15 protein-coding genes and 1 pseudogene are annotated in these 20,137 nt (G+C 45.6%); 10 read left to right on the top strand and 6 right to left on the bottom strand.

Annotated elements, in window-relative coordinates:
- Window positions 1-436 precede the first annotated feature (436 nt).
- Window positions 437-754 carry a hypothetical protein gene (locus OSC7112_RS33885; RefSeq protein WP_041624002.1) on the top strand — a complete coding sequence of 106 codons (318 nt, stop codon included), beginning with the start codon at window positions 437-439 and terminating at the stop codon, window positions 752-754.
- Window positions 755-1,474: 720 nt separating this feature from the next.
- On the opposite strand, the gene OSC7112_RS33895 is transcribed toward OSC7112_RS33885, so the two are convergent.
- Window positions 1,475-4,456, bottom strand: a complete 2,982-nt coding sequence (locus tag OSC7112_RS33895) for a DUF3987 domain-containing protein (protein WP_015211819.1) — start codon at window positions 4,454-4,456, stop codon at window positions 1,475-1,477.
- Between the two features lie 289 nt (window positions 4,457-4,745).
- On the opposite strand from OSC7112_RS33895, the gene OSC7112_RS33905 reads away from it, so the two are divergent.
- On the top strand, window positions 4,746-5,084 hold the full coding sequence (locus OSC7112_RS33905; RefSeq protein ID WP_015211820.1) for a helix-turn-helix domain-containing protein: 339 nt from the start codon (window positions 4,746-4,748) through the stop codon (window positions 5,082-5,084).
- A 72-nt stretch (window positions 5,085-5,156) separates the two neighbouring features.
- On the opposite strand, the gene OSC7112_RS33910 is transcribed toward OSC7112_RS33905, so the two are convergent.
- The gene (locus OSC7112_RS33910; protein ID WP_015211821.1) at window positions 5,157-5,684 is read right to left on the bottom strand and encodes an SAM-dependent methyltransferase; all 528 of its coding nucleotides are present in this window, start codon (window positions 5,682-5,684) and stop codon (window positions 5,157-5,159) included.
- Window positions 5,685-5,950: 266 nt separating this feature from the next.
- On the opposite strand from OSC7112_RS33910, the gene dnaX reads away from it, so the two are divergent.
- From dnaX to holA, 3 genes are read left to right on the top strand one after another with little or no spacing between them, the layout of a single operon-like run.
- Window positions 5,951-7,366, top strand: coding sequence for a DNA polymerase III subunit gamma/tau (dnaX, locus tag OSC7112_RS33915; RefSeq protein ID WP_015211822.1), 1,416 nt, complete (start codon window positions 5,951-5,953; stop codon window positions 7,364-7,366).
- The gene (locus OSC7112_RS42085; protein WP_263053647.1) at window positions 7,363-7,587 is read left to right on the top strand and encodes a DNA polymerase III subunit delta; all 225 of its coding nucleotides are present in this window, start codon (window positions 7,363-7,365) and stop codon (window positions 7,585-7,587) included. Before dnaX ends, OSC7112_RS42085 begins: the two co-directional genes overlap by 4 nt.
- Complete coding sequence (gene holA, locus OSC7112_RS33920; RefSeq protein ID WP_263053648.1) at window positions 7,554-8,318, top strand: DNA polymerase III subunit delta; 765 nt, start codon at window positions 7,554-7,556, stop codon at window positions 8,316-8,318. The genes OSC7112_RS42085 and holA overlap by 34 nt, the downstream gene beginning before the upstream one ends.
- A 97-nt stretch (window positions 8,319-8,415) precedes the next feature.
- On the opposite strand, the pseudogene OSC7112_RS41525 reads toward holA, so the two are convergent.
- Window positions 8,416-8,490 (bottom strand): annotated as a pseudogene (locus OSC7112_RS41525) (fatty-acid oxidation protein subunit alpha); the annotation flags it as partial.
- Between the two features lie 751 nt (window positions 8,491-9,241).
- Between OSC7112_RS41525 and OSC7112_RS39140 the strand changes: the two are divergent.
- From OSC7112_RS39140 to dnaN, 4 genes are all read left to right on the top strand, one after another.
- Window positions 9,242-9,937, top strand: a complete 696-nt coding sequence (locus tag OSC7112_RS39140) for a hypothetical protein (RefSeq protein WP_150111776.1) — start codon at window positions 9,242-9,244, stop codon at window positions 9,935-9,937.
- Between the two features lie 69 nt (window positions 9,938-10,006).
- Window positions 10,007-11,248, top strand: coding sequence for a hypothetical protein (locus OSC7112_RS35035; RefSeq protein ID WP_015211824.1), 1,242 nt, complete (start codon window positions 10,007-10,009; stop codon window positions 11,246-11,248).
- Window positions 11,249-11,648: 400 nt separating this feature from the next.
- Complete coding sequence (locus OSC7112_RS33935) at window positions 11,649-13,055, top strand: ATP-dependent DNA helicase (RefSeq protein ID WP_015211825.1); 1,407 nt, start codon at window positions 11,649-11,651, stop codon at window positions 13,053-13,055.
- An 89-nt stretch (window positions 13,056-13,144) separates the two neighbouring features.
- Entirely contained in the window at window positions 13,145-14,752 is a 1,608-nt protein-coding gene (gene dnaN, locus OSC7112_RS33940; RefSeq protein WP_015211826.1) for a DNA polymerase III subunit beta, read from the top strand.
- 379 nt (window positions 14,753-15,131) lie between these two features.
- On the opposite strand, the gene OSC7112_RS40580 is transcribed toward dnaN, so the two are convergent.
- Window positions 15,132-15,470 carry a hypothetical protein gene (locus OSC7112_RS40580; RefSeq protein WP_051041652.1) on the bottom strand — a complete coding sequence of 113 codons (339 nt, stop codon included), beginning with the start codon at window positions 15,468-15,470 and terminating at the stop codon, window positions 15,132-15,134.
- Window positions 15,471-15,888: 418 nt separating this feature from the next.
- Here OSC7112_RS40580 and OSC7112_RS33950 point away from each other — a divergent pair, with 418 nt between their 5' ends.
- A complete protein-coding gene (locus OSC7112_RS33950; RefSeq protein ID WP_015211828.1) occupies window positions 15,889-16,542 on the top strand; it encodes a response regulator in 654 nt (217 codons plus the stop codon).
- Window positions 16,543-16,717: 175 nt separating this feature from the next.
- Here the strand turns inward: OSC7112_RS33950 and OSC7112_RS33955 are convergent, their stop codons facing one another.
- Both OSC7112_RS33955 and OSC7112_RS33960 read right to left on the bottom strand, forming a co-directional pair.
- The gene (locus OSC7112_RS33955) at window positions 16,718-17,893 is read right to left on the bottom strand and encodes a hybrid sensor histidine kinase/response regulator (protein WP_015211829.1); all 1,176 of its coding nucleotides are present in this window, start codon (window positions 17,891-17,893) and stop codon (window positions 16,718-16,720) included.
- Window positions 17,894-17,896: 3 nt separating this feature from the next.
- Complete coding sequence (locus tag OSC7112_RS33960) at window positions 17,897-19,840, bottom strand: type IV secretory system conjugative DNA transfer family protein (protein ID WP_015211830.1); 1,944 nt, start codon at window positions 19,838-19,840, stop codon at window positions 17,897-17,899.
- Window positions 19,841-20,137 lie beyond the last annotated feature (297 nt).

The raw sequence follows: 20,137 nt of genomic DNA on the forward strand, positions 1-20,137 counted from the left end.
TTTGACGATTCTGACGATTGCTTGACAACTTTTTGTAAGTCCCGCGAGTAATGTCAACAATGAATCGTCAATGACGATTCAGAATCGTCAAAGCTATTACTGACGATTGAAATGCTTACGGGGCAAGAGTTTTAGGGAATCGTCAAATCGTCAACACAAAAATAGGAGACTATAGGCGCTTGATGTGATTACCGTGAGTAACGTCAACAGTGAATCGTCAATGACGATTCAAAATCGTCAAAGCTATTACTGACGATTGAAGTGCTTACGGGGCAAGAGTTTTAGGGAATCGTCAAATCGTCAACACAAATTTTGGTGTTCTGCGAGTTTTCTACGATTCTGACGATTTTGAAAAGTCCAGCTTGGCAAACTAGCAGTTTGTAGGTTGCCGCTGTTACCAGTACGCTGACCTGCGGGCGATCGTAAATCTCTTGGGATGTGCCCAGGAATCGTCAATGACGATTTTCAATCGTCGAAACTGCTATTGACGAGGGAACAGCTTGTTCTGCGGGAGTTTCTTTCCTATCGTCAAATCGTCAACGCAATTTTTAAACTAGCGGTAATTAGGTATCCGGTGACAATTGCGATCGCCCACAACCGACTGGGCTTTATTGTCTTCCGCTCTTCTCTCAACACAGCTTCTTTCTGGAGGCAACAGACGAAGGTTTCAATGCTCAGCTTTAGCCCTGGCTGCCAACAGTTACAAATTTCGCCCAACGTGCAAGACGATTATAGTGAACTGTTCTCTCTGTAAAGGTTTTAGCTTTTAAGAATCATTGGTGATTTTTTACAAAATTTTTGACCACGACTCACTCCGCGACAAAAAATGTGGTGGTTTGATGCGTTACGCTATCACTTCGCACCTTACATATAGAGGTTTTGCGTAAGTCTGGTTGACGATTCTCGCGATCGAGTTCACTCCACATAAGGCAAGAGGGATGCGCTACCTGGTTTTGACGATTGAAGTGCAAGTACCCGCTAAGGTCAGATTTCTATCATGCGGTTTGAGGAATGCCCTACCTGGTTTTGACGATTGAAGTGCAAGTACCCGCTAAGGTCAGATTTCTATCATGCGGTTTGAGGAATGCCCTACCTGGTTTTGACGATTCTGACTCCGGTACGAGCAGCCCCACCGTGTAGAGCGCTCCAGGCGGGAAGCGCGATCGTCAATGACGGTTGAGAATCGTCACAACTGTCATTATTGATAACGTAATCGCTTACTCTGGAAGACTTTGGAAGAATCGCTGCTGTCGGAGGACGGCATTTTTTGCAAGTTGCCACAAATACCCTGGACTGCACTTGCAACTCGGTTCGCGCGATCGCTCTGCGGGCTTGCAACTAATACCATTTCCGAAAAATTCTGCAACAGTAGCAACTTTTTTGTTGGCTTTGACTTGCGAATCAACCCAACGCTCGTGTTTGTAGCAGGGTTTTTATGAAATGAGATAACCGCCAAAACGTGGCCGAGCAACAATTATCTTAAAATCCGCCACTTGAAAGACTTGCCGACCTTTTTCGTTTCACCGAGGTTCATCGAAACCATTTGATTGAAGACCGCAGCCGTAAAGTCGGTGTTCGACATCTGGCGCAGTTTAGCTCCTGCAACGAGTTCGCGACAGTTGCGGTATGCTTCGCGGGTGCTGATCCAACCTTCAGCAACCGTGTCCCGCAACTCTTCTGATTTCTGAATCAGTTTCTGGATGACCGGGACTGTATCGTCCTCATCTTGCTGCTGCCCTTTGTAAAGCACTTCAGCCTGGTTGATGTAGAAGTAGCTGGTGGCGATCGCCTTTTGAATGATGTCGGCCCCAATCGAGGTAGGAATTTCAATCTCAAAAGGCTTGTCGGAATGTTCCCCGCCTGAGAGCTTCCACTCTTCTTTCAACTGCAAGTAAGTTTTGAGGGTGCCGTCCGGGTTTTTTAACTTGCAGATTTCGTGCAAGCAATGCAGGATGAGGGCAATCCGCAGGCAGTACCCGCTCCACTTGGACATGGCTAGCTGGAAGCCTTCATTCAGTTCAGCTTCTTCGCGCTCGACCATCGGGTTGAAAAAGTGCTGTTCGTAGTAGTCGGCTGCCGAGTCGCTGAGGTGGTAAGTGATGGGAAAACCCTGGTAAACAGTGCGGTTCGTTTTATCTTTGAGCACTTCGCCTGTCTCCTCATTTTGAACGGGACGATAGTGCATTTTGAGGACGGAAAGTTTGTGGTAGATGTCTTTGAGAAAGGCGTCAATGTCGGGGTAGGGAAGTCGCGTCCGTCGCCGTTTGGGCATCTGGGCCAAGCAGATTACCCACCGGGCCATCCAGCCGCTGGAAATTTTGCGGGGCGTCATCTCTTCGTCAAGCGTCTTGCGTTGGATGGTGCCGGTGATGGGGACGCACGACCTCTCCACCTCGACTCGACGATCGCGGTCAATGAGGATGACTTTGGGACCGCCACCGTTGTTGAGGGTGAGGTAAAAGGCTTCGTCGTCCCCCTTGCCAGCCCGATATTTGTTGAGGGCTTTGAAGAAGCCGTCGATTTCGTCGCGGTGGACGAGGAAGCCGCGCGGATTTTCGTTGATGGTGCGGATCAGGGCTTCTACAGTGATGTGTTCAACCCAATACTCGCGGGGCACGGGTGGGGGCGGGAGTTCTTCTGGCGGCCCGATGGGGTCTCGATTTTGCTGGGTGGCTTTTTGTGCTTCTTTGTAGCTTTTGAGGGCAATGCAGTATTCGCTGTTGGCGTCCTGCTGCAAGAGCCGGATGGGGTTGACCATAACTTCTTGAGTTTGACTTTTGAGCTTCCCCGACCGGGCGGTGCTGATCGTCCACAGCACGCAGGACTTTTGTCTGAATCCAGGCCAAGCAACAATTTCAGCGGCCGTGCCGATCGCGCAGCCGAAGGTTGACCAACCTACTGTCATCAGGTGTTCGGCGCTGGTAGGCATTGCAGCAGCGATTTGTGCCAGGATGGAGGCAATTTCAGGCGGTAAAATTTGGTGCAAGTCGAGACTCTGCTTGCGCTTGCTAACTAAATCTTCAATAAGGGTTTTTTCGCTTTCGACTTCTGCGAACTGCCATTCTTGCAGTCGGGTTAAAACGATTTGTTCGACGTATTTGGGGTCGAGTTCCAAAGCTTGAGCGATTTGGGCACACTCGGATCTTCTTTCTGACAGGGGAATGTTGCCCCGTTCGAGGAGCCGATCGATATATTTGAGGAGCTGGTTTTCTTTCTGTTTACTGTCAGAATCCGGCGGGTAAAAATTATCTGTAACCTCACCGTTGTTTGGCGGGATGCTCTCTGGCGCATCTGCTTGTAACTTTTGAGAATTGAGCTGCTGCTGGCTCGCTGTCGGTGATGCCCTGGGGCGCTTGTCGATACCCCATTCTCCTAAAATCCTGTCTTTAATGTGAGGGGGGCATTTCGCCTGGAAGGTTTCTGGCTCCAGCCGGTAAATCTTTTTCCAGCAATTGTCAGAGTCTCCGCTGCGATATTCGGCGGCGGTTTGGCAAGCGGAGGGGCTAATGGTTTTGAGGATGCGCTGCCATTTGTAGGGATCTCGGCTGCTGTCTTCCATTTGCCCCCAGGCGTACTCGGCTAAAATTTCAGTGGTGTCGGAGTAGGAGATACTGTAGCGGTGGCAGAACTCTTGCCAGCCGTAGCATTCGGAGGCGAGAGCGGTCAGGGCGTCGGAGCGATCGCCTGTTTTGGCACCACCTGTCAGAATTTCAAGGGTGCGGGGGGAGATGAGGTCTTCTAGGCGAATTGCGCCGGGGACGTAACTTCCTACAGAACGGGGCGAGGTGTTGGCAGGAACAGACGGGTGCTGTTGCCGTGTTGGGTAAATACCAACATCTTCCGGTTTGGCAACTGTAGGCGGATATGCAACAAAATACTCCCAGCGGTATGGGATGCCGTTCGCGCCGACAGTAGGGGGCAGCAGGGTGTGACCGCCGTTTCGGGCAAGCAGTTCGCCCATTCGGGACCTGTCTCGATCTAGGCTGAAGGCTGTCCAATCTGGTTCTTCTGTGAAGGCGAGGATGACTCGGTATCCGCCCGAAGGGGTGCGAAATCGAGGGGCGACATTCAGGAGGGGGTAGTCGTTGAACCACTGTTCAAGGCGCGCCTCAAAAGCTTGTGGCGAGGAGAAGACTTTTTCTTTGCGATCTAGATCGACAAAGGCGATGTAGTGGCCCTGTGTATTAGGTCCGCCGCCGAGAGTGCCGATGCCAGTGGTGTGGGCGAACCACTTCGCTAAGTTTGCCTGAGTTGGCAATTGCTTTTGATAGGGTTTCCAACTGACTTTGACTGCTTTTCCTTTCTGGTTTATCCAAGCAGGCGCTTTGCCTCCGGGAACGTTGCAGTCCCTTTCGCATTCCTTGGGACATTCCGGCAGCGCAGGTCTGCCCAAGCAATTGTGGAGCCAGTCGATTGTCTGGGCGATCGTCTGGGGAGCCTGATTAATGTCGCTCATCGGTGCACCTCCAAGCGATATGAGAGGAATTGGGCGATGCCTGTTTTGACATCTTCCAAGTCCCTGCGAGGGTTACCGAGAAGTTTTTGCTAAAAATTTGGCAATCTGTGTTGGCAAACCTCCTAATTTTGCTAAAGTTAAATAGCATCCAATTTTGCCTCCCCAGCCAAAAAGCTTTATGCAGCTGTGGATGCAGGTCAGTCTTCATCAAAAACCTCCATTTTGACCCCAATCATTTACCAATAGTAAATCTAGATTCACCCACAGTGAATTAAGGTGACAAATCTTAATGCTAATTTATGAAGCCTTCCACAATACTTTGAAACGTTATGACATCAGTGGCAAAGCCCTAGCTCGAGTTGCTGGGGTCAGCGAGAGTCTTGTGTCGCAGTTTAGGCACGGCAAGAAGGGTGTAACTGACGAGATGCTCGACAACCTGTTGCAGGCGATGCAGAAGATTGCTCCGGGAGCACGCAAACATTTTTGTTCGCTGGTAGCTGGGGAGCTGGTGGAAGGAGCGGGTGTGGAGAATGCAATTAAGGAGATTTCTGCTGAGGATATTCCTGAATTGTTGATGGCGATCGCGCGTTGCTGCAAATCGGGTGAGAGTCAAGTTTTGCAAGTGTAGTAACGCAGCACTTTCGATCTTCATTGTGACAGCTTAAAATACATCTGTTATAACCCTGTCAGCTTTATTGGTTTAAATATTATTCCTACATATATAGATATATCTTCCCTGTGGCATAGGCAGATTTGATGGCAGAGTAACACATCGCAAACCTGCACTTTCTATCAAATTTTTCATGTGAGTATCTTTAACAGGATAGAGACGCCAACCGAACAAATATTCTTGTTGCATTTGAGATGTTGGAATGAGTTTAAAATTTTCCTGATACGCACCATTTTCCCATTTGCCTTGAGCTTGTAGTATCCATTCATGGTTAAGTTGTTCTGATTTTTCTGTCCTGTTGTACTCAGATTTTTGCGAGAGGTTTGAATTGGATATAACTATAACACCTTCGTCAGCAAGCAAACAGCGACTATTGTTCAAACAAGAAAGCCTTTGCTCGTCGGTACTGAGATGCAGAAACTGACTACCGCCGAAAATAATTAGGCAAAATTTCCTTCTATTAATAGGTGGAGCCGTCATATCGCCAAGTATTAATTGAACCTTCTCTTTCAATCCGGGTTTGGCATTATTGAGTTTTTGCTCAAAGACGCCCAACACTTGATGGCATTACGGCAGAAATCTAGGGCATTGTTACCCACATCCCGCACCCCAACTGTCACAACACCGTTCACCGATGTTGAAAGTCTTGCGTACATCGCGTTCGTAAGCACGGTCTTTAAGTAAAAATACGCAGTTCTTTGAGGTAACTCGCGATCGATCGGGACTACCACAAATACCTCCACTTGACAAAAAGGATCGAACTGCTGCTGAGTAATGCCTCCCCTATCGGGGAATAGTCACCAGAAGTATTCTAACCACTCAAAATGTACCAACCACTGCACCTCAAATACCGACCCAAAAACCTGCAAGAATTAGTTGGTCAAGACACCATCAAAACCACCTTGACCAATGCCATCACCGACTCTAAAATTGCTCGAGCTTACCTGTTTACCGGACCCAGAGGCACAGGCAAAACCTCAACCGCTCGCATCCTTGCTAAATCCCTCAATTGTTTGAATAGCAAAAAACCAACCGCTACTCCTTGCGGCGAATGTTCAAACTGCAAAACTATTGATTCCAGTTCCAACTTAGACGTAACTGAAATCGATGCTGCCTCTCACAATGGCGTAGATGATGCTAGAGAATTAATAGAACACAGCAACTTTGCTCCAGCAATGAGCCGCTACCGCATTTGGATTTTAGATGAGTGCCACCAACTCAGTACCAGCGCTCAAAATGCTCTCCTCAAATGCCTTGAAGAACCTCCGGCTCATGTGGTATTTATTCTCTGTACGACTGAAGCACATAAAGTGCTGCCGACAATTATCTCCCGCTGCCAAACTTTTAACTTCCGAGCCTTACCAGTTGATGCTATTGTCGGACAATTGCAGAAAATTAGCGATGCTGAATCTATTGCAATTACAATTGATTCAATGCGCGCGATCGCTCGCATTTCTGACGGGGGGTTAAGAGACGCCCTGCAATTACTTTCTCAGCTTTCGTTACTCCATTCAGAAATTACCCTAACTCAAGTTGCAGAAGTATCTGGCAGCATCAGCGAGCAAGACTCGATCGCCCTTCTTAAAGCCATTTATTCTGGCGATACCTTAAGCGTATTGCTATCTGCGAGAACCCTCATTGACAGCGGCAAAACCCCGAAAATTATTCTCAGTAGTTTGCTAACAGTAATGAGAGATTTGCTCGTTGTCAAATCAACGCGCCAATGCCAGAATTTAATTGCAGGAGCGGTAAGCTACTCACAACTGCGATCGCTCGCTCTTCATCTTGATTTTGAAACAATTAATGCGGCTTGTACGCAATTGCAAAAATCGGAAATTCAATTGAGAACTAGCACAAATGCAGCGACTTGGCTAGAAGTTTGCTTGCTGAACTTGATGCTATCCAACAAGTCCACTGTTAAGGAAACGATATCGCCGGCAACTTCCCAATCTAATCGGCATGACAAATTCGATCGAACCCCTCAAAAACTAGAGGCAGATTCTCCCGACTTCGATACAACTTGGGCGCAAGTAGTAGCAGCAGCAAAACCAGGCAATCGCGCCCTCTTAAACCGCGCTAAGATTGCCGAACTTTCTGCTGATTCGTGCGTGTTAGCAGTAGAAAGAAAATACGCGAATAAGTTTCAGAGTCACCTTGAATCCGTGCAGCGGATCGTTACTAAAGCTTTAGGTCGTTCTGTTACTGTAACTGTCAAACAGCAGGAGAAATTAGCAGCATGATTAGCATCCTAATTGGAAATGATGCCTACGCAATTGAACGAGAAGTTGAAAAGTTTAAGACTCAAACTCATTCTCTTTGGCGAGATTTCAACATCCACCGCTTCGATGCTTCTTTCCTAGATGCAGCCCTTTCTGCTGCTGTTTCAGTTCCTTTCGGCGGCGGAAGCAAACTTATCGTTGTTGAAAATTGCGATTCAAGCATTTTGGAGAATTGGGACTAGAATTGCTGCAAATCTTGCCTCAGTTACCTACCACAACGCACTTAGTCTTCACTGCTGCTGTTATCGACAAACGGCTTAAAGCAGTCAAGCATTTGTTGCAGTTTGGTAAACTTCTGGAATTTAATCTCATTCCCCCTTGGCGTACCGATTTAATTGAAAGTGCGATCGCTACTACTGCTAAACAGATGAATCTCTCAATTGCTAGAGATGCTGTCAGCTATTTAGCAGTAGCCATTGGCAACGATTCTGCTAGAATGGTCTGTGAATTGGAGAAATTAGCTATTTATGCAGCGGGAGCTCGCATTACGAAAGAAGCTGCTTTTGCCCTCGTTGCAGCCACTAAAGCCAGCAGCTTTCAACTTGCGGAAGCTCTTTTAAAAGGTCAAGCATTGGCGACAATTAAGCTGCTTGATGAATTGCTGTCTCGGGCCGAATTTCCTTTGGCAATTATTGCGACTCTCCAAACTCAGTTTAAAACTTGGCTGTGGGTAAAAGCTACTCTGAATTCTGGCGGCAAACTTTCTGATAGTGAAATTGCCAGTATTTGCGGAATTAGTAATCCTAAAAGGCTGTATTTCCTCAAGCAAGAGGTTAAGGAAGTATCAGCTAACTGTTTAAGTCGATCGCTCTCGATTTTGTTTGATTTAGAAATCGCTCTCAAAACAGGAGATAAGCCTGATTCGATTTTGCCTGCTTTGCTCGGGATTACTCAACTCACTCAGCTTAAATAACAGGAAAGTGCTGCCGAGTTAATTCGGCAGCCTTTCATTAACAATCCTGAAAGTTGCGATAAACATCTGCTGGTACAGCCCAATACAAAACTCGTTAGGGTTCGAGTTTTTCCAACGCTATCCGATAGTTATAGAACTGACCGACAGCCGTATGTAATTCTGAGAGTGTCGATAAACTGACAGGGAAAAATAGTCAGAACTCCAGATAGATTTCCGGTGTTTAAACAGCCTAAAAATTGGGTAAATTAACCGTTTAAGCTAGCCAGCAAAGCAAACCTCAATCTTGCTTCGGATGGAAGAGGTTGCCCTGATGAAGCCATGCCCGAGAAGCCGGATCTCGCCGCTTGCTCCATTCCAGAAGTGTGATTAAAGTCAACAGGAGATTAAGTGGTCAAGACCGGGAGTAGCTCGCTATCACTGCGGTGGAGATTTTTGTAATGCTTCAGTCTCTGTGGCTGACTCATCCCAGATTAATTTGTCTCGCTACTTATACACTATCGGATCTGGTTAAGGTTGGGGTTAGCAGAAAATTTCATTTTTTAGGTAAAATGTGTCGGAAAATTTCATTATCTATGCGAATTCTCAATTTGAGGCAACCCAATTTCATTTTAATTTCATTTGATCTGCAAAATGCAAAGGCTGGAACCCTTATGGTGTCATTACCTGAATTTCATCTTTTCTGCAAACCCACAATTACGTCAAAAAAATTTCACTTATTCTGCAAACCCATATCAAATTGGAGACTAATCTTAATCGTTGATTCTCAGGATAACTTAGGACTTTTACCGAGTTTCGACTCAAGCGTCCCCGGCAGCAGATATCTGACCCAGTTCTGTCTTACTCCTGTCAAGAGCGATCGCAATCTTTCAGTTTTAACTTCTGGCGATCGCCGCTATTGCGAGCGCCTTTTATGCTCGCTCGCAATGTATCTTCTTACTCTGTCCGATCTCGATCGAACTATTAATAGCAACCAACTACAAGAGCCACCTCTTGTCCCTTACTACATACAAAAACGCTTGCAACTGCTTGTCAAGCAAAATTTAATGGGCTTACCTGTCGAGCCAATTCTCAACAGTTACCCCCAGTTCAAGCAGTGGGTTTTCCAGCTCAAAGAACTATCGCCCTCACTATTTTTACCGCAGCGAAAACTGTTTGTTGACATTCCTATTCAAGCAAAAATAGACCGAAAAAAAAGGAAAGTAACAGAAGAAAAGTCTGCCCTTTCTCCTCTTTTTAAAGCGATCCAAGTCCGTGCAAATGTGGGTTTAGTCAAAGGAACACCCAAACTAATTGAATGGGCTATTCGCCATCCTGCACTGACTTGGCAAGACCGAGTAAAGTTATGGGTAGCTGCCGAATTCTTCGAGCTTGAGCCTCACAAGCTGCAACTGATTGTTTTGGCACTGCACCCGACTCAAAGAGCACAAAAAGTTCAGTTTACCTGGAATAGCAAGCAACACCGACAAACTCAAAATTGGCTTGTGACTGCCATTGAACGAGAGACAGAACAACCATCGATCGAGCTCAATGCTTATCTGAAATCTCAACCGAAGAAAGTAGCGACAGCTATCAATTTGGATGCGATCGATTTGGATGAAATCAACGAAGTATCGATCTAATTTGTTCAGAATTGACTCAAAGCTACCCCCTAACGGGAGAAGTTAACCGATAACCAACTTCTTGCCGTTATGGACGCTAACAACCCCATTATAAACCCCCACGACACCTTTCCTGAATCAGCCAGCCAGCACTCCGCTCAAATCCAAGAAGTGATTGCAGTAATTTTCCCTTTCCTCGCGGACGCACCTGCTGAAGAACATCCCTTCAAATTAAACGATATCGTAAAAACAGGCAACCAATACGGTATTGTTACTTCTCTCAACAAAACTGAAAAACCTGTGACAATTACTTGGGACGCAAGTTCCGGCACAGATTCATTTTCTTGGACTTACAACCTCGACGAAATCCGCGCCCTCAAAATCTCCATCGTCCCTCAGTTTATCCCTCAAAAAACGGCTGGAGAACTTCCAACTTGCACAACCGTCGTACTCGCTAATTCCGAGCAAATACAATTTAGTAATGCAACTCCTTTCAAAGTAGAATCGCTCACTGAAGAACACATCCTCATCTCTACTCTCGATCGATCTTATCTCTTTCCCATCAACTTGTTTCCCGGCTACCCGACAAGTTGTACTATAGATATTCCTGCACCCCAGCAATTAAAAGCTGCCAGCTATTTGTCTGTTACTGACCTCAGAATCCGAGCTAAAACGCATTTAGCTCTCGAAATACCCGACAACTTCTTAGAACTCGCTATGCCAATTCAAAAACAGCAGTTAAAAGAAAAACTAGCCCGACAATTGAACGAAGAAACTTACGAACTTCTCGACTTTGACATAGCTTGGGAGGAAGCCTGGAAGCAGCAGTTAGAAAACCTAGCAAAGAAACAAGGATTCTACGGATTTAGAGAAGGAGATTGCATTTTACAACACCGAAAAGGAGTTCAACGAATGGGAACAGTCCAACACTTAAACGTTGAAGAGCCGCGTCCATTTCAAATCCAGTGGAACAGCGGAGAAATCCAAAGTTACAGCTTGACAGAACTCAAAGGTTTGGGTATTGCCCGAATCGAACCCCTGGTTAAATTATCGCCCAATGTGGCTTATCAAATTAGCGAAGATGGCTCCTACTTTACAGCTTGGATTGGGTTCCGCACTAAAGCGTTAGCTAAGGCGTGGCTAATACCTGTCAAAAAGCTAGTCGGCCATCTGAGCAATTTAATTGATTGCCAAATTTCCGAATTTCAACATACGGGTGCTAAATACGAGTACGCTGTAGAATGTCCCCGACATAAAACATTAAACAAGCGTTTAGAAGCTCTGAGAAAAGTTGTTGAACTTGATTTAGAAAGGATGCCCTTTAGAAGATGAGTGGGAAGTAGCCATTGCTCCGTAGGGGTTAAATGGTGCTTTTTTGCTGAAAAAAATAGCGGAAAAATTTCCTATTTGTCTTAAAAATTTTATTAACAGGACTTACCCGAAATATAGAGTATGTACGTCCAGAACTATACTTAATAAGCGTCGCATTCTCCACCCCTGTCCTCTCAAAAGTTTTTCACAATTAGAAAATTTTGGGCAAGTAAGAGGCGAATTTTAAAGGCATAAAAAGTCGAAATCCGGGCTTTTTCGCTTCTCCCCGTCTCCCCCTCTCCCCCTCTTCCCCTCTCCCCCTCTTCCTTGCCCGGAATCTAAAAAACCTACTCTTGAAAGACTCCCCCACCAAGCTAACGCTTAATCAGAGGTTGACAAAATTAGTAATGGACACTAACTAATGATTCAAGCCTTACTAGAACCACCCCAAAAACTTACACAATTTCCCTTCACGCTCAAACCGCAACAGCAGCAAGCCCTCGACAAATTGAGAACCTTTCTAACCACTACCGAGTCATTCTTCTTGTTGTGCGGCTACGCAGGAACTGGAAAATCCACAATCGTCTTCCAAATTATCAAAGAACTCTTGAGTCAAAGCAAACGCATTGCCCTCACAGCACCTACTAACAAAGCAGTCGGCATCCTCAGAAAAATGGCAGCGTCTCAAGGCATTTTCGGAGTAGATTTTATGACAATACACCAACTTTTAGGATTGGGCATGGTCAGAAAAGAACAAGAAAAAGCCTTGTCACAGACAAGTTCCAGCAGCCTTCACCTCTACGATATCATCTTCCTCGACGAATGTTCGATGGTTGGAAGCGAATTGTGGAAATGGATAGAACGCAATTTTGAACGCACGTTCTTCAATCACCGCAAGCTAATTTTAATGGGCGACCCCGCTCAACTCAATCCTGTAGGAGAAAAAAAGTCGCCTGCTTTTAGCGTTGCCAATAAAGCTGTACTGACCCAAGTTGTCAGGCAAGCAGGGGAAAGCCCTGTGCTCGATTTCATAACAGAATGCCGCTCTTTTGTCAATAGCAAAACCGACATATTTTTGCCGCATTCCAAATACAAAAAAGGAGACAAGTCAAACGGTGCATTCAAAGTCAAATCAGAAACGCTGCTGCAATATGCAGTCAAAACTATCGATCGAGAATTTAGTCAAAATCCCGATCGCTTCAGAATTTTGTGCTGGACTAACAAACGAGTCAAATACTACAATCACCTTATCAGAGAACAAGTCTACGGTCAAGCTGCACCCAGATTTGTACCGGGAGAAAGGTTAATTACCAAAAAGCCCGTTATGGCACCCGACGGCAAAACTGTAATTTTGCCTACTTCAACAGAATTTACCGTCAAGGAAGTTGAGATTAACCAGCACTGCGGCTATCGAGTTTGGCTGTTAAAGATTGTGACTGATGGCGGTTTCTTGCGGCAAATCTTTGTCCTGCACGAGTCCGAAAATAAGCGCTACCAGGCTGAACTTAAAGAAAAGCTCAAGAGTGCCAAACGGAATGGATTCCTTTGGAGGAAATACTACTGGTTCAAAGATGACTTGTTTGCTGAAATTGACAATTGCTTTGCTTTGACAATTCACAATTCGCAAGGCAGCACTTTTGATGAAGTTGGTATTGACGGAAGCGACCTTTTTAGCAGATTGTTAATCGGCAAAGATTTGAGCAGCAAACAGAAACTTAAAGAGTACCACCGACTTTATTATGTCGGTGCAAGTCGCTGCCGCGATCGCATACTATTTGTGCCTCCAAATCTCAAACAAGTTCAGCGAGTAGAAGCTTTACTAATTTAGCATAACTTTGGGGAATTGTCAACTCTTCAATTCCCAGAGTTATGGCTGCTAGCGCAGCACGCAATCAGACCCGTGAAACCTGACTGATTATGACAAAATTTCGACTTTCTGAATCAACCGCTAAAGAGGCAATACCCCAGAAAGCTTCTCAGAAAAAAAGCTCGACAGGGATTAGAGCCAGAGAAACAGCTAACCTTGATAACATCGCCAATAATCCGCACTCAACCGACAACTCACAAAAGCTGGCTGTTTTTCCAGATAAGATTTCTGAGGTAACTGCTGCAAACTCTTCAAAAAGTGTCAAAAAAACAGGCAAAGACAAAACCAATGTTGCTCCACTTAGCGAACCAGAAACAACAGGTTCGCAACAATTAGAAACCTCTGAAACTCTCACAAACTCAGCAGAACTTTTACCAACCCCAACTCCTTCTCTAGAAACTCCTGTCCGGGATGCAACAGCACCTTCCCCAGCACCAACCCCAACGACTGTTGAAATAGTTTGCGACTCCAGAGAATTCAACGATTACATACAGGCTCTCAAAGGCATCATTCCTAACAATAGCACCCACCCCATCTTGCACAACGTGCTGATAGAAGCTGACTTAAAAGCTCAACTTTTGCACCTGACTGCCTACAACCTAGAATTTGGAATGCAAGTGAGCTTTGATGCCAATGTCAATCAAGCTGGAAAGCTTACCCTCCCCGCACCCATACTTGCTGACATTCTGGGAAAATTTCCTAACGGCAGCCTTACCTTAAAGAGTTCTTCTGAAATTATTAAAGAAAGCGACGTTTCATCAGTCAGTGCCACTCTGAGTGCGTCAAGAAGCAAACACGCCATTCGCGGGCTAGCTGCGGGCGAATTTCCTGTTATTCCAAGTGTTGAACAGAAACTTGTAACGCTTCCGGCCAGCGTGTTAATTGCTGTCCTCAAAGCTAGCTTATTTGCTGTCAGTTCTGAGGAAAACAAACGCATATTAACAGGGGCAAACTTTCAACTCAGTCGCGATGAAGACAGGGGACTAGACAAACTAAGAATCTGGACAACTGACGGACATCGGGTAGCAATGGTTGTAGGATTGAGCGAGAACAACAACTCCAACCCTTCGATCGATCGACCCGTGCAATTTACTGTACCCGCTAAGGTACTTCGGGTATTAGAGCGCAATTTGAATCCCACTGACCGAATTGCAATATATTATGATGGCTCGGCTCAACAAAGTACCAATATTGTCATATTTCAGTGGGAAAATTGGCGACTGACAGCACAGTTACTGGAAGGACAATATCCGCTTTGCGATCGAATTATTGCTCCCCACAGACACCTATTTAGCAATCAATTGATAGTTGAGAGGCAAGCCTTGCTGAAAGCTTTAGAAAGATTGGCAAGTCACAGCGATAAATCGCACGTTACGGTAATTTTGGAATTAGATTCAGAGTTTCAGCAAGTAATGGCATCGATTAACAATACTATCAGCTCTGGCAATGAGACAATTGATGCTAAAATTAGTGGGGGTAATTTTCGGGTTAAGTGCGACATTCGCTATTTGATAGATACAGCAAAAGCTATCTCTAGCTCGGATTTGCGGATATTAATGACCGCTCCTACTGCCCCCTTGCTGATTGTGCCTTTTGGTATCCCCTCTTTAGGAACAGAAGCCCTGGATTGTGAATATATTGTGGCACCCCAAGAATGATGAAGTGGGGAGTAGAAAATAGAAACTAAAAAGTGGGGAAATCTCGACAAAGTTTCCCTACTTTTTATTTTTTTATGAACTCTTAATTTCTCTATTTCTCCTTTTATTATGTCTCCATCATAAAATGGGCGTAGTGTTAACGGAGGGTTGAAACCCCGTGCTTTGAGCATCGGCTTTACAGATTAATTGACTACACGCCACTTCTGGTAAGATAAAAACTTACAATCTGCTGGCGATGCGTTTTGACACAATCGCTTGCTAGTTTTTAAATCGTGCAAGCTAATTGTTTTTCGGTGTGGGTCTTTCTTGGTTGGCGACTCTTGCCAACCCCCAACGTAACAGAACCGATATGAGCGGGTGTTTAACGATTGAACCGCGCTTAAACCCCGCACTTAAAGTTCCACGCCAACCGAGGGCGGACATGACCGATGGAATGTTGTAAGCGATGCAGTTGTCGCCGATGAAACTCCAAAGAGATTACTTCTATTAGTTGGGTGTTATCGGGCTGGAGCGGATTGGGGCAAGTATGTCCACAGATATACCAATTAGCTAATACCCAAGAATCAAGGCAATGAGCCTCAAACTTGTTTGATAGCTTCTGTTTGGATTTTTTGAGTCCTAAATCTTGACGCATTTTACAGGTGTCAAAGCCCTGCCTAATTTCCAGGTGGGCAATTTTCTCAATTTCCGAGTAGAACCATCGTTTACCTACCTCCATTCGTTTAAAGTCCTTGGGCGTTGCGGGCCCCTACAGGTTATTGAGAATGGTGCAAGATCTTAGATGGAACGAAACGGAGGGTTCGTTCCTCCCTCCGGGTCTAACCTACGCACGATCGGTTCTCGGTCGAGAAATGAACCGTATTTAGTTATAAATCTCTTCATTCCTCTTGTTTGCTATTAAAATTTAAGCTTTAGTCGCTCCATTACTGATGCTCAAAAAAATCATCCTATAAGAGGATGGCGCTCTTCGGGTCAAAATTCAACAATGTAGTCAGGATGCCAGCTTTTTGTCAAATCTTGGCAGAAAGTTTTTGTCCTGCTGTCGCCCGATTTTAGATGTTAGATTCAGATAAAAAACATCTCAATTCTGCCATCTAAAATCTCAAATTGTTTGTCAATTTGGAGAAGTAAAAACGATGACTGCAAAAAGTGCAACCAAACCGTTAACCATCCTGATTGTTGAAGACGACCCCATGATGCAAATGGGGCTGTCGCGACTATTAGCTGCACAGCCCCATTTCGCTATTGCAGGACAGGTAGAAGACGGCAACTCAGCAATAGCTTCAGCCCTAGAACTAAAGCCAGACATCGTACTGATGGATATTGGGTTGCCCGATATCGACGGCATTGCTGCTGCCAGCCAAATTAAAGCAGCACTACCCGATACCCGCATCGTAATGCTAACTTCTCACAGTAGCGATACAGAAGTCCTGGCTTCTCTCTCCTGCGGTGCCGACGCTTACTGCATTAAAGGTACTAGCCCAGAACAACTATTGCTAGCTATCAATGCGGTCAAAGAAGGTTCTGCCTACCTAGATGCCAAAATTGCCAGTTGCGTCATTCAAAACCTCAGAATGCCGGTTCAAAACTGCGAGAAATCCCAGTTTTCCAAACGAGAAATGACCGTCTTGAAGCTGCTGGTAGAAGGCAAAAGCAACAAAGAAATTGGCGCTCAACTGAGTTTAAGCCCCAATACCATTAAAGGTCACGTTAAAGCGATTCTCGGCAAAATGGAGGTCAACGACCGGGTGCAAGCTGCAGTCATTGCTATGCGAAATGGTTTGGTTTAACTAAGGGGGTTTGGGGGTGGATAAGTCCCTCGCTATAAATGAGAGCGATACAAAACAACGCAGTTGTTGCGCTCGACATTTTAGCGACGGGATACAGCCACCCCCTTTGTTAATTTCACTCTTGTTCAATACCCCTGAAATTAACAATAGATCTAGACCATTAGCACGTCACAGTTTATTTGCCAACGGGCAAAGTAAACCAAAAAACAGTTCCCTTACCCAACTCGCTTTCTACACCAATTTCCCCGCCGTGCGCCGCGACAATCTGTTTCGAGATATAAAGTCCTAATCCCACCCCAGAAGTGCGCTTAACGCCGCTGCCCCGCACGTACAGGTCAAATAAAGAAGCCAACTGCTGTGGTTTTATCCCCACTCCATTATCTGCTACCGTACAGCACAGGTAAGATTCTCGATCGAATGACGCATCGATTGTTAGCGTAAATCCAGGCTGATTGTATTTGAGAGCATTGCCAATCAGATTTTCAAAGACTCGCCAAAGCTGGTCGATATCGGCACAAACATTGGGCAAGTCGGGAGCAATTTGGTGCTTGAGAACAACTTGGCGTTTCGCCAGCATCGGTTCCCATTCAGAGAGAATGCTGCACGTCAAAGCGTAAAGCGAAATAGACTGCAAATCTAAAGGAACGCCCAAGATTTCGTGCTGCTGCATCTCAATCAGAGAATTAATCAGCTTGAGCTGGCGCGAACAACTTTGCACGATGCGCTCAAAACTCAACCTGTCAATTACAACATCATTTTCTCCGGCTACCCTTTGGTGTCCCGCTGGCTGTTCCTTAAGGTAAGTTTGCAGCACCATTGACATTCCTGTAACCGGGTTTCGCAAGTCGTGGGAAACGGCGTGCATAAAAACTTTCAAACTAGCTTCGGCCTGCTGCCGCCCTTTAATTTCCTGAGTAAGTTGGGCATTTTGTGCAGACAGTCGATCGTTAGCACAGAGAAGCTGCTGCTGCAAGCGGCGCATCTTAAGCTGCACTTCCACCCGCACCAGCACTTCCCTCGGTTCAAAAGGTTTGATAATGTAGTCAGCGCCGCCCGCTTCAAACCCTTTTACTTTGTCAAATACGTCATCTAAAGCGCTGATAAAAATTATTGGAATGCCTGCTGTATCCTCTTGTTTTTTTAAGGAGTGACAGACTTCATAGCCATCCATTCCCGGCATCTTAACGTCTAGCAAAATCAAATCAGGAGGGAGAATGCTGACCGCTTTTAAGGCTCGCTCTCCGCTAATTACCTTCCTGACTTTGTAGCCGTTTTCACCCAACATTTTAGACAACAAGTGGATGTTGTTGGGAGTGTCGTCAACAATCAAAATATCGCCTTTAACTTCCATAGTTTAACTTGACCTACCAATATCAGCATCTAGCAGCTTTTTCCTGAAACTGCTAAAAATTAACGATTCCGCAGTCTGAGATAATGGTTCATTGGCAATACTCTTGTCCTCAATATCCGCAACCGTCACAGGTTCATCCGGGTCGTTGGGGTGAGGCAGCATTTTACAAGCCGCTCGAATCCGATTTTCCAGTTCTTCATCAATGTTAATTGACTTGCCAGTCCCTCGGTCAACCGAGAGCGACGCCGCTCTATTTTCGAGCTGCGGTCGAATGCGAGTGTCCCACAAACTCTCAGAATCTTTAGCTCGCTTGAGGTCGTTATACCGCACGGGAATTTTTAGCGGATATGGAAACAAAGCTTCAGTACCCGTTCCGTAAGCAGGAGAAGTAATGACGCACTTGCCTTGGGGAAATCGCAAAATTTCGTCAGCACTAATCAGCGGTTTCTTTTGCAACTGTTCGCTCCAGTTAACAGAACGGCTCGTTTGCTGTCCCATTGAACTGCCTGTGGAGCGACTTTTGATTAAAACTTCGACCTCACCGTAGCGCTTGGAATATTTCTCGGCCGTCTCCAAATCGCCGGGGTTGAATAGGATGTGGGTTGATAAAGCACTGGCGATCGCAGCCCCTTTTTTATCCCCATAGAGATTGTAAAGCTGATTGAGCGATTGAATGCCAACAATCGGCACGCCTCCTGCTGAACGGTACTCGTTAGCCCACTGATCCATTCTGTCGAACTTGAGAGAGGGAAATTCGTCCAAACAGTACACAAATGGGTCAGAACGCACCCGACTCAAATTAGATACCACACACAGGTGAATAGCGGCTGCCAGCAGAGGTCCAACTACGGCTCGTCTTTGGTCGTCTAGTTTGAAAATAATGCACTTTTTACCTTCAAGTACAACGGGAATAGTGCTGCGGCCGATAAACGCCCGCAGCAAATCTTTTTGAATGAAACTGGAGTAAGTTGCCTCTGCGGTTGCCTTGATGCCTGCCACTGTTTTTTCAGCATCTTTTGAACTTAATAATTGCGAAAAACTAGAGGCAATCCACCTGTCCATTTTCAGGGGATGATTGTCAGGGCGATGAACGGCGTGGTAAATGCGATCGACCAAATTAGGAAGCTGAATAATTGCATACACAAAAGCTAAATCTGGGTAAGAACTGCTTTTTGCTAACTGCACTAAACCCTTCGCCATCAACTCGCCTGCTTTCTCAAAAAACTCATTACCTTTGCTCTCCCCCGGACTAGCATTTCGAGCAATAACTTGCCCAATTTCTGCTGCCATTACTGCATCTTGTGCATCTCTCATAAAATCGAGAGGATTGATAACGCCGCTGTAAGCTTCCCCCGGCGCAAACACTTGCACGTCGTAGCCGTAGCGCACTGCCAAGGGTGCGTGCAGCTTCATCTGCTCGCCTTTTTTATCGTAAATGATGACAGGAAATCCTTGCTGAAATGCACTTTCAACCATCCGATCGATTACGCTAAAAGTCTTGCCAGAACCCGGAGCGCCAATAACTAAAGTGCCGCGTTCTGCGTTGGGAAACCAAACTGTTGGAGATGCACCTAACAGAGTTTGCAATCGAGCACTCAATCCTTTCCACTGCCCGTTAAACCAATAAGTCGGCTTACCGCTCCACAAAGTAACAGGTTGCCGCTTTTTGTCTTTCATTTGTTTGATAGCCAAACCCGTCGCTGCCATCTTTTCAGCAGTGTCGCACAAGCGCCCCGAAGTAACTTTACCTTTGCCGTTTCCGACTATCTTGGAGAAAACTGCTAAACCTAGCAGTATACCCAGCATTGAGAGTCCTTCGGGATTCATAAATTGACCGATTAAGCCACCTATATCTATGCCAGTCAACGGGCGTTTGGCGGCGGATTGAGTAGTTCCTTGTAGCAATAGTGGGTGACGAATTTGAGGTAAAAATTGATATGAATTCATAAATTTTAGCAACTAGATAATTGTGGGTTTTACAGTTTGATAGAGCGCGACTTAACAGACAAAACGAACAGCCTTTTGGTGGAGGTGATATCTTGTACGAGCAAATGCCTATCCCGGACGATGCTTTTACAGCAAGGTTTAGAGGCATTTTTATTAATGGTGATTGACCGGACATGATATGATTGGTAGCTAGCGTGGATTGTTTGATTAAGGCTGTCCGTTTTGTCCGGTTGTTTCCACGGGGTGACAATTGCAGCTACACGAATAAAAATAGACTCCCTATCTAAATTCACTAAA

The organism is Oscillatoria nigro-viridis PCC 7112 (assembly GCF_000317475.1).
GTDB classification, from domain to species: domain Bacteria; phylum Cyanobacteriota; class Cyanobacteriia; order Cyanobacteriales; family Microcoleaceae; genus Microcoleus; species Microcoleus nigroviridis.

Coding starts and splice junctions, on each gene's coding strand:
- OSC7112_RS33885 (WP_041624002.1), top strand. CDS start 437: ATGTGCCCAGGAATCGTCAATGACGATTTTCAATCGTCGAAACTGCTA.
- dnaN (WP_015211826.1), top strand. CDS start 13,145: ATGACAAAATTTCGACTTTCTGAATCAACCGCTAAAGAGGCAATACCC.
- OSC7112_RS40580 (WP_051041652.1), bottom strand. CDS start 15,470: ATGGAGGTAGGTAAACGATGGTTCTACTCGGAAATTGAGAAAATTGCC.
- OSC7112_RS39140 (WP_150111776.1), top strand. CDS start 9,242: ATGTATCTTCTTACTCTGTCCGATCTCGATCGAACTATTAATAGCAAC.
- OSC7112_RS33955 (WP_015211829.1), bottom strand. CDS start 17,893: ATGGAAGTTAAAGGCGATATTTTGATTGTTGACGACACTCCCAACAAC.
- OSC7112_RS33935 (WP_015211825.1), top strand. CDS start 11,649: ATGATTCAAGCCTTACTAGAACCACCCCAAAAACTTACACAATTTCCC.
- dnaX (WP_015211822.1), top strand. CDS start 5,951: ATGTACCAACCACTGCACCTCAAATACCGACCCAAAAACCTGCAAGAA.
- OSC7112_RS33960 (WP_015211830.1), bottom strand. CDS start 19,840: ATGAATTCATATCAATTTTTACCTCAAATTCGTCACCCACTATTGCTA.
- OSC7112_RS33905 (WP_015211820.1), top strand. CDS start 4,746: ATGCTAATTTATGAAGCCTTCCACAATACTTTGAAACGTTATGACATC.
- OSC7112_RS42085 (WP_263053647.1), top strand. CDS start 7,363: ATGATTAGCATCCTAATTGGAAATGATGCCTACGCAATTGAACGAGAA.
- OSC7112_RS35035 (WP_015211824.1), top strand. CDS start 10,007: ATGGACGCTAACAACCCCATTATAAACCCCCACGACACCTTTCCTGAA.
- OSC7112_RS33895 (WP_015211819.1), bottom strand. CDS start 4,456: ATGAGCGACATTAATCAGGCTCCCCAGACGATCGCCCAGACAATCGAC.
- OSC7112_RS33950 (WP_015211828.1), top strand. CDS start 15,889: ATGACTGCAAAAAGTGCAACCAAACCGTTAACCATCCTGATTGTTGAA.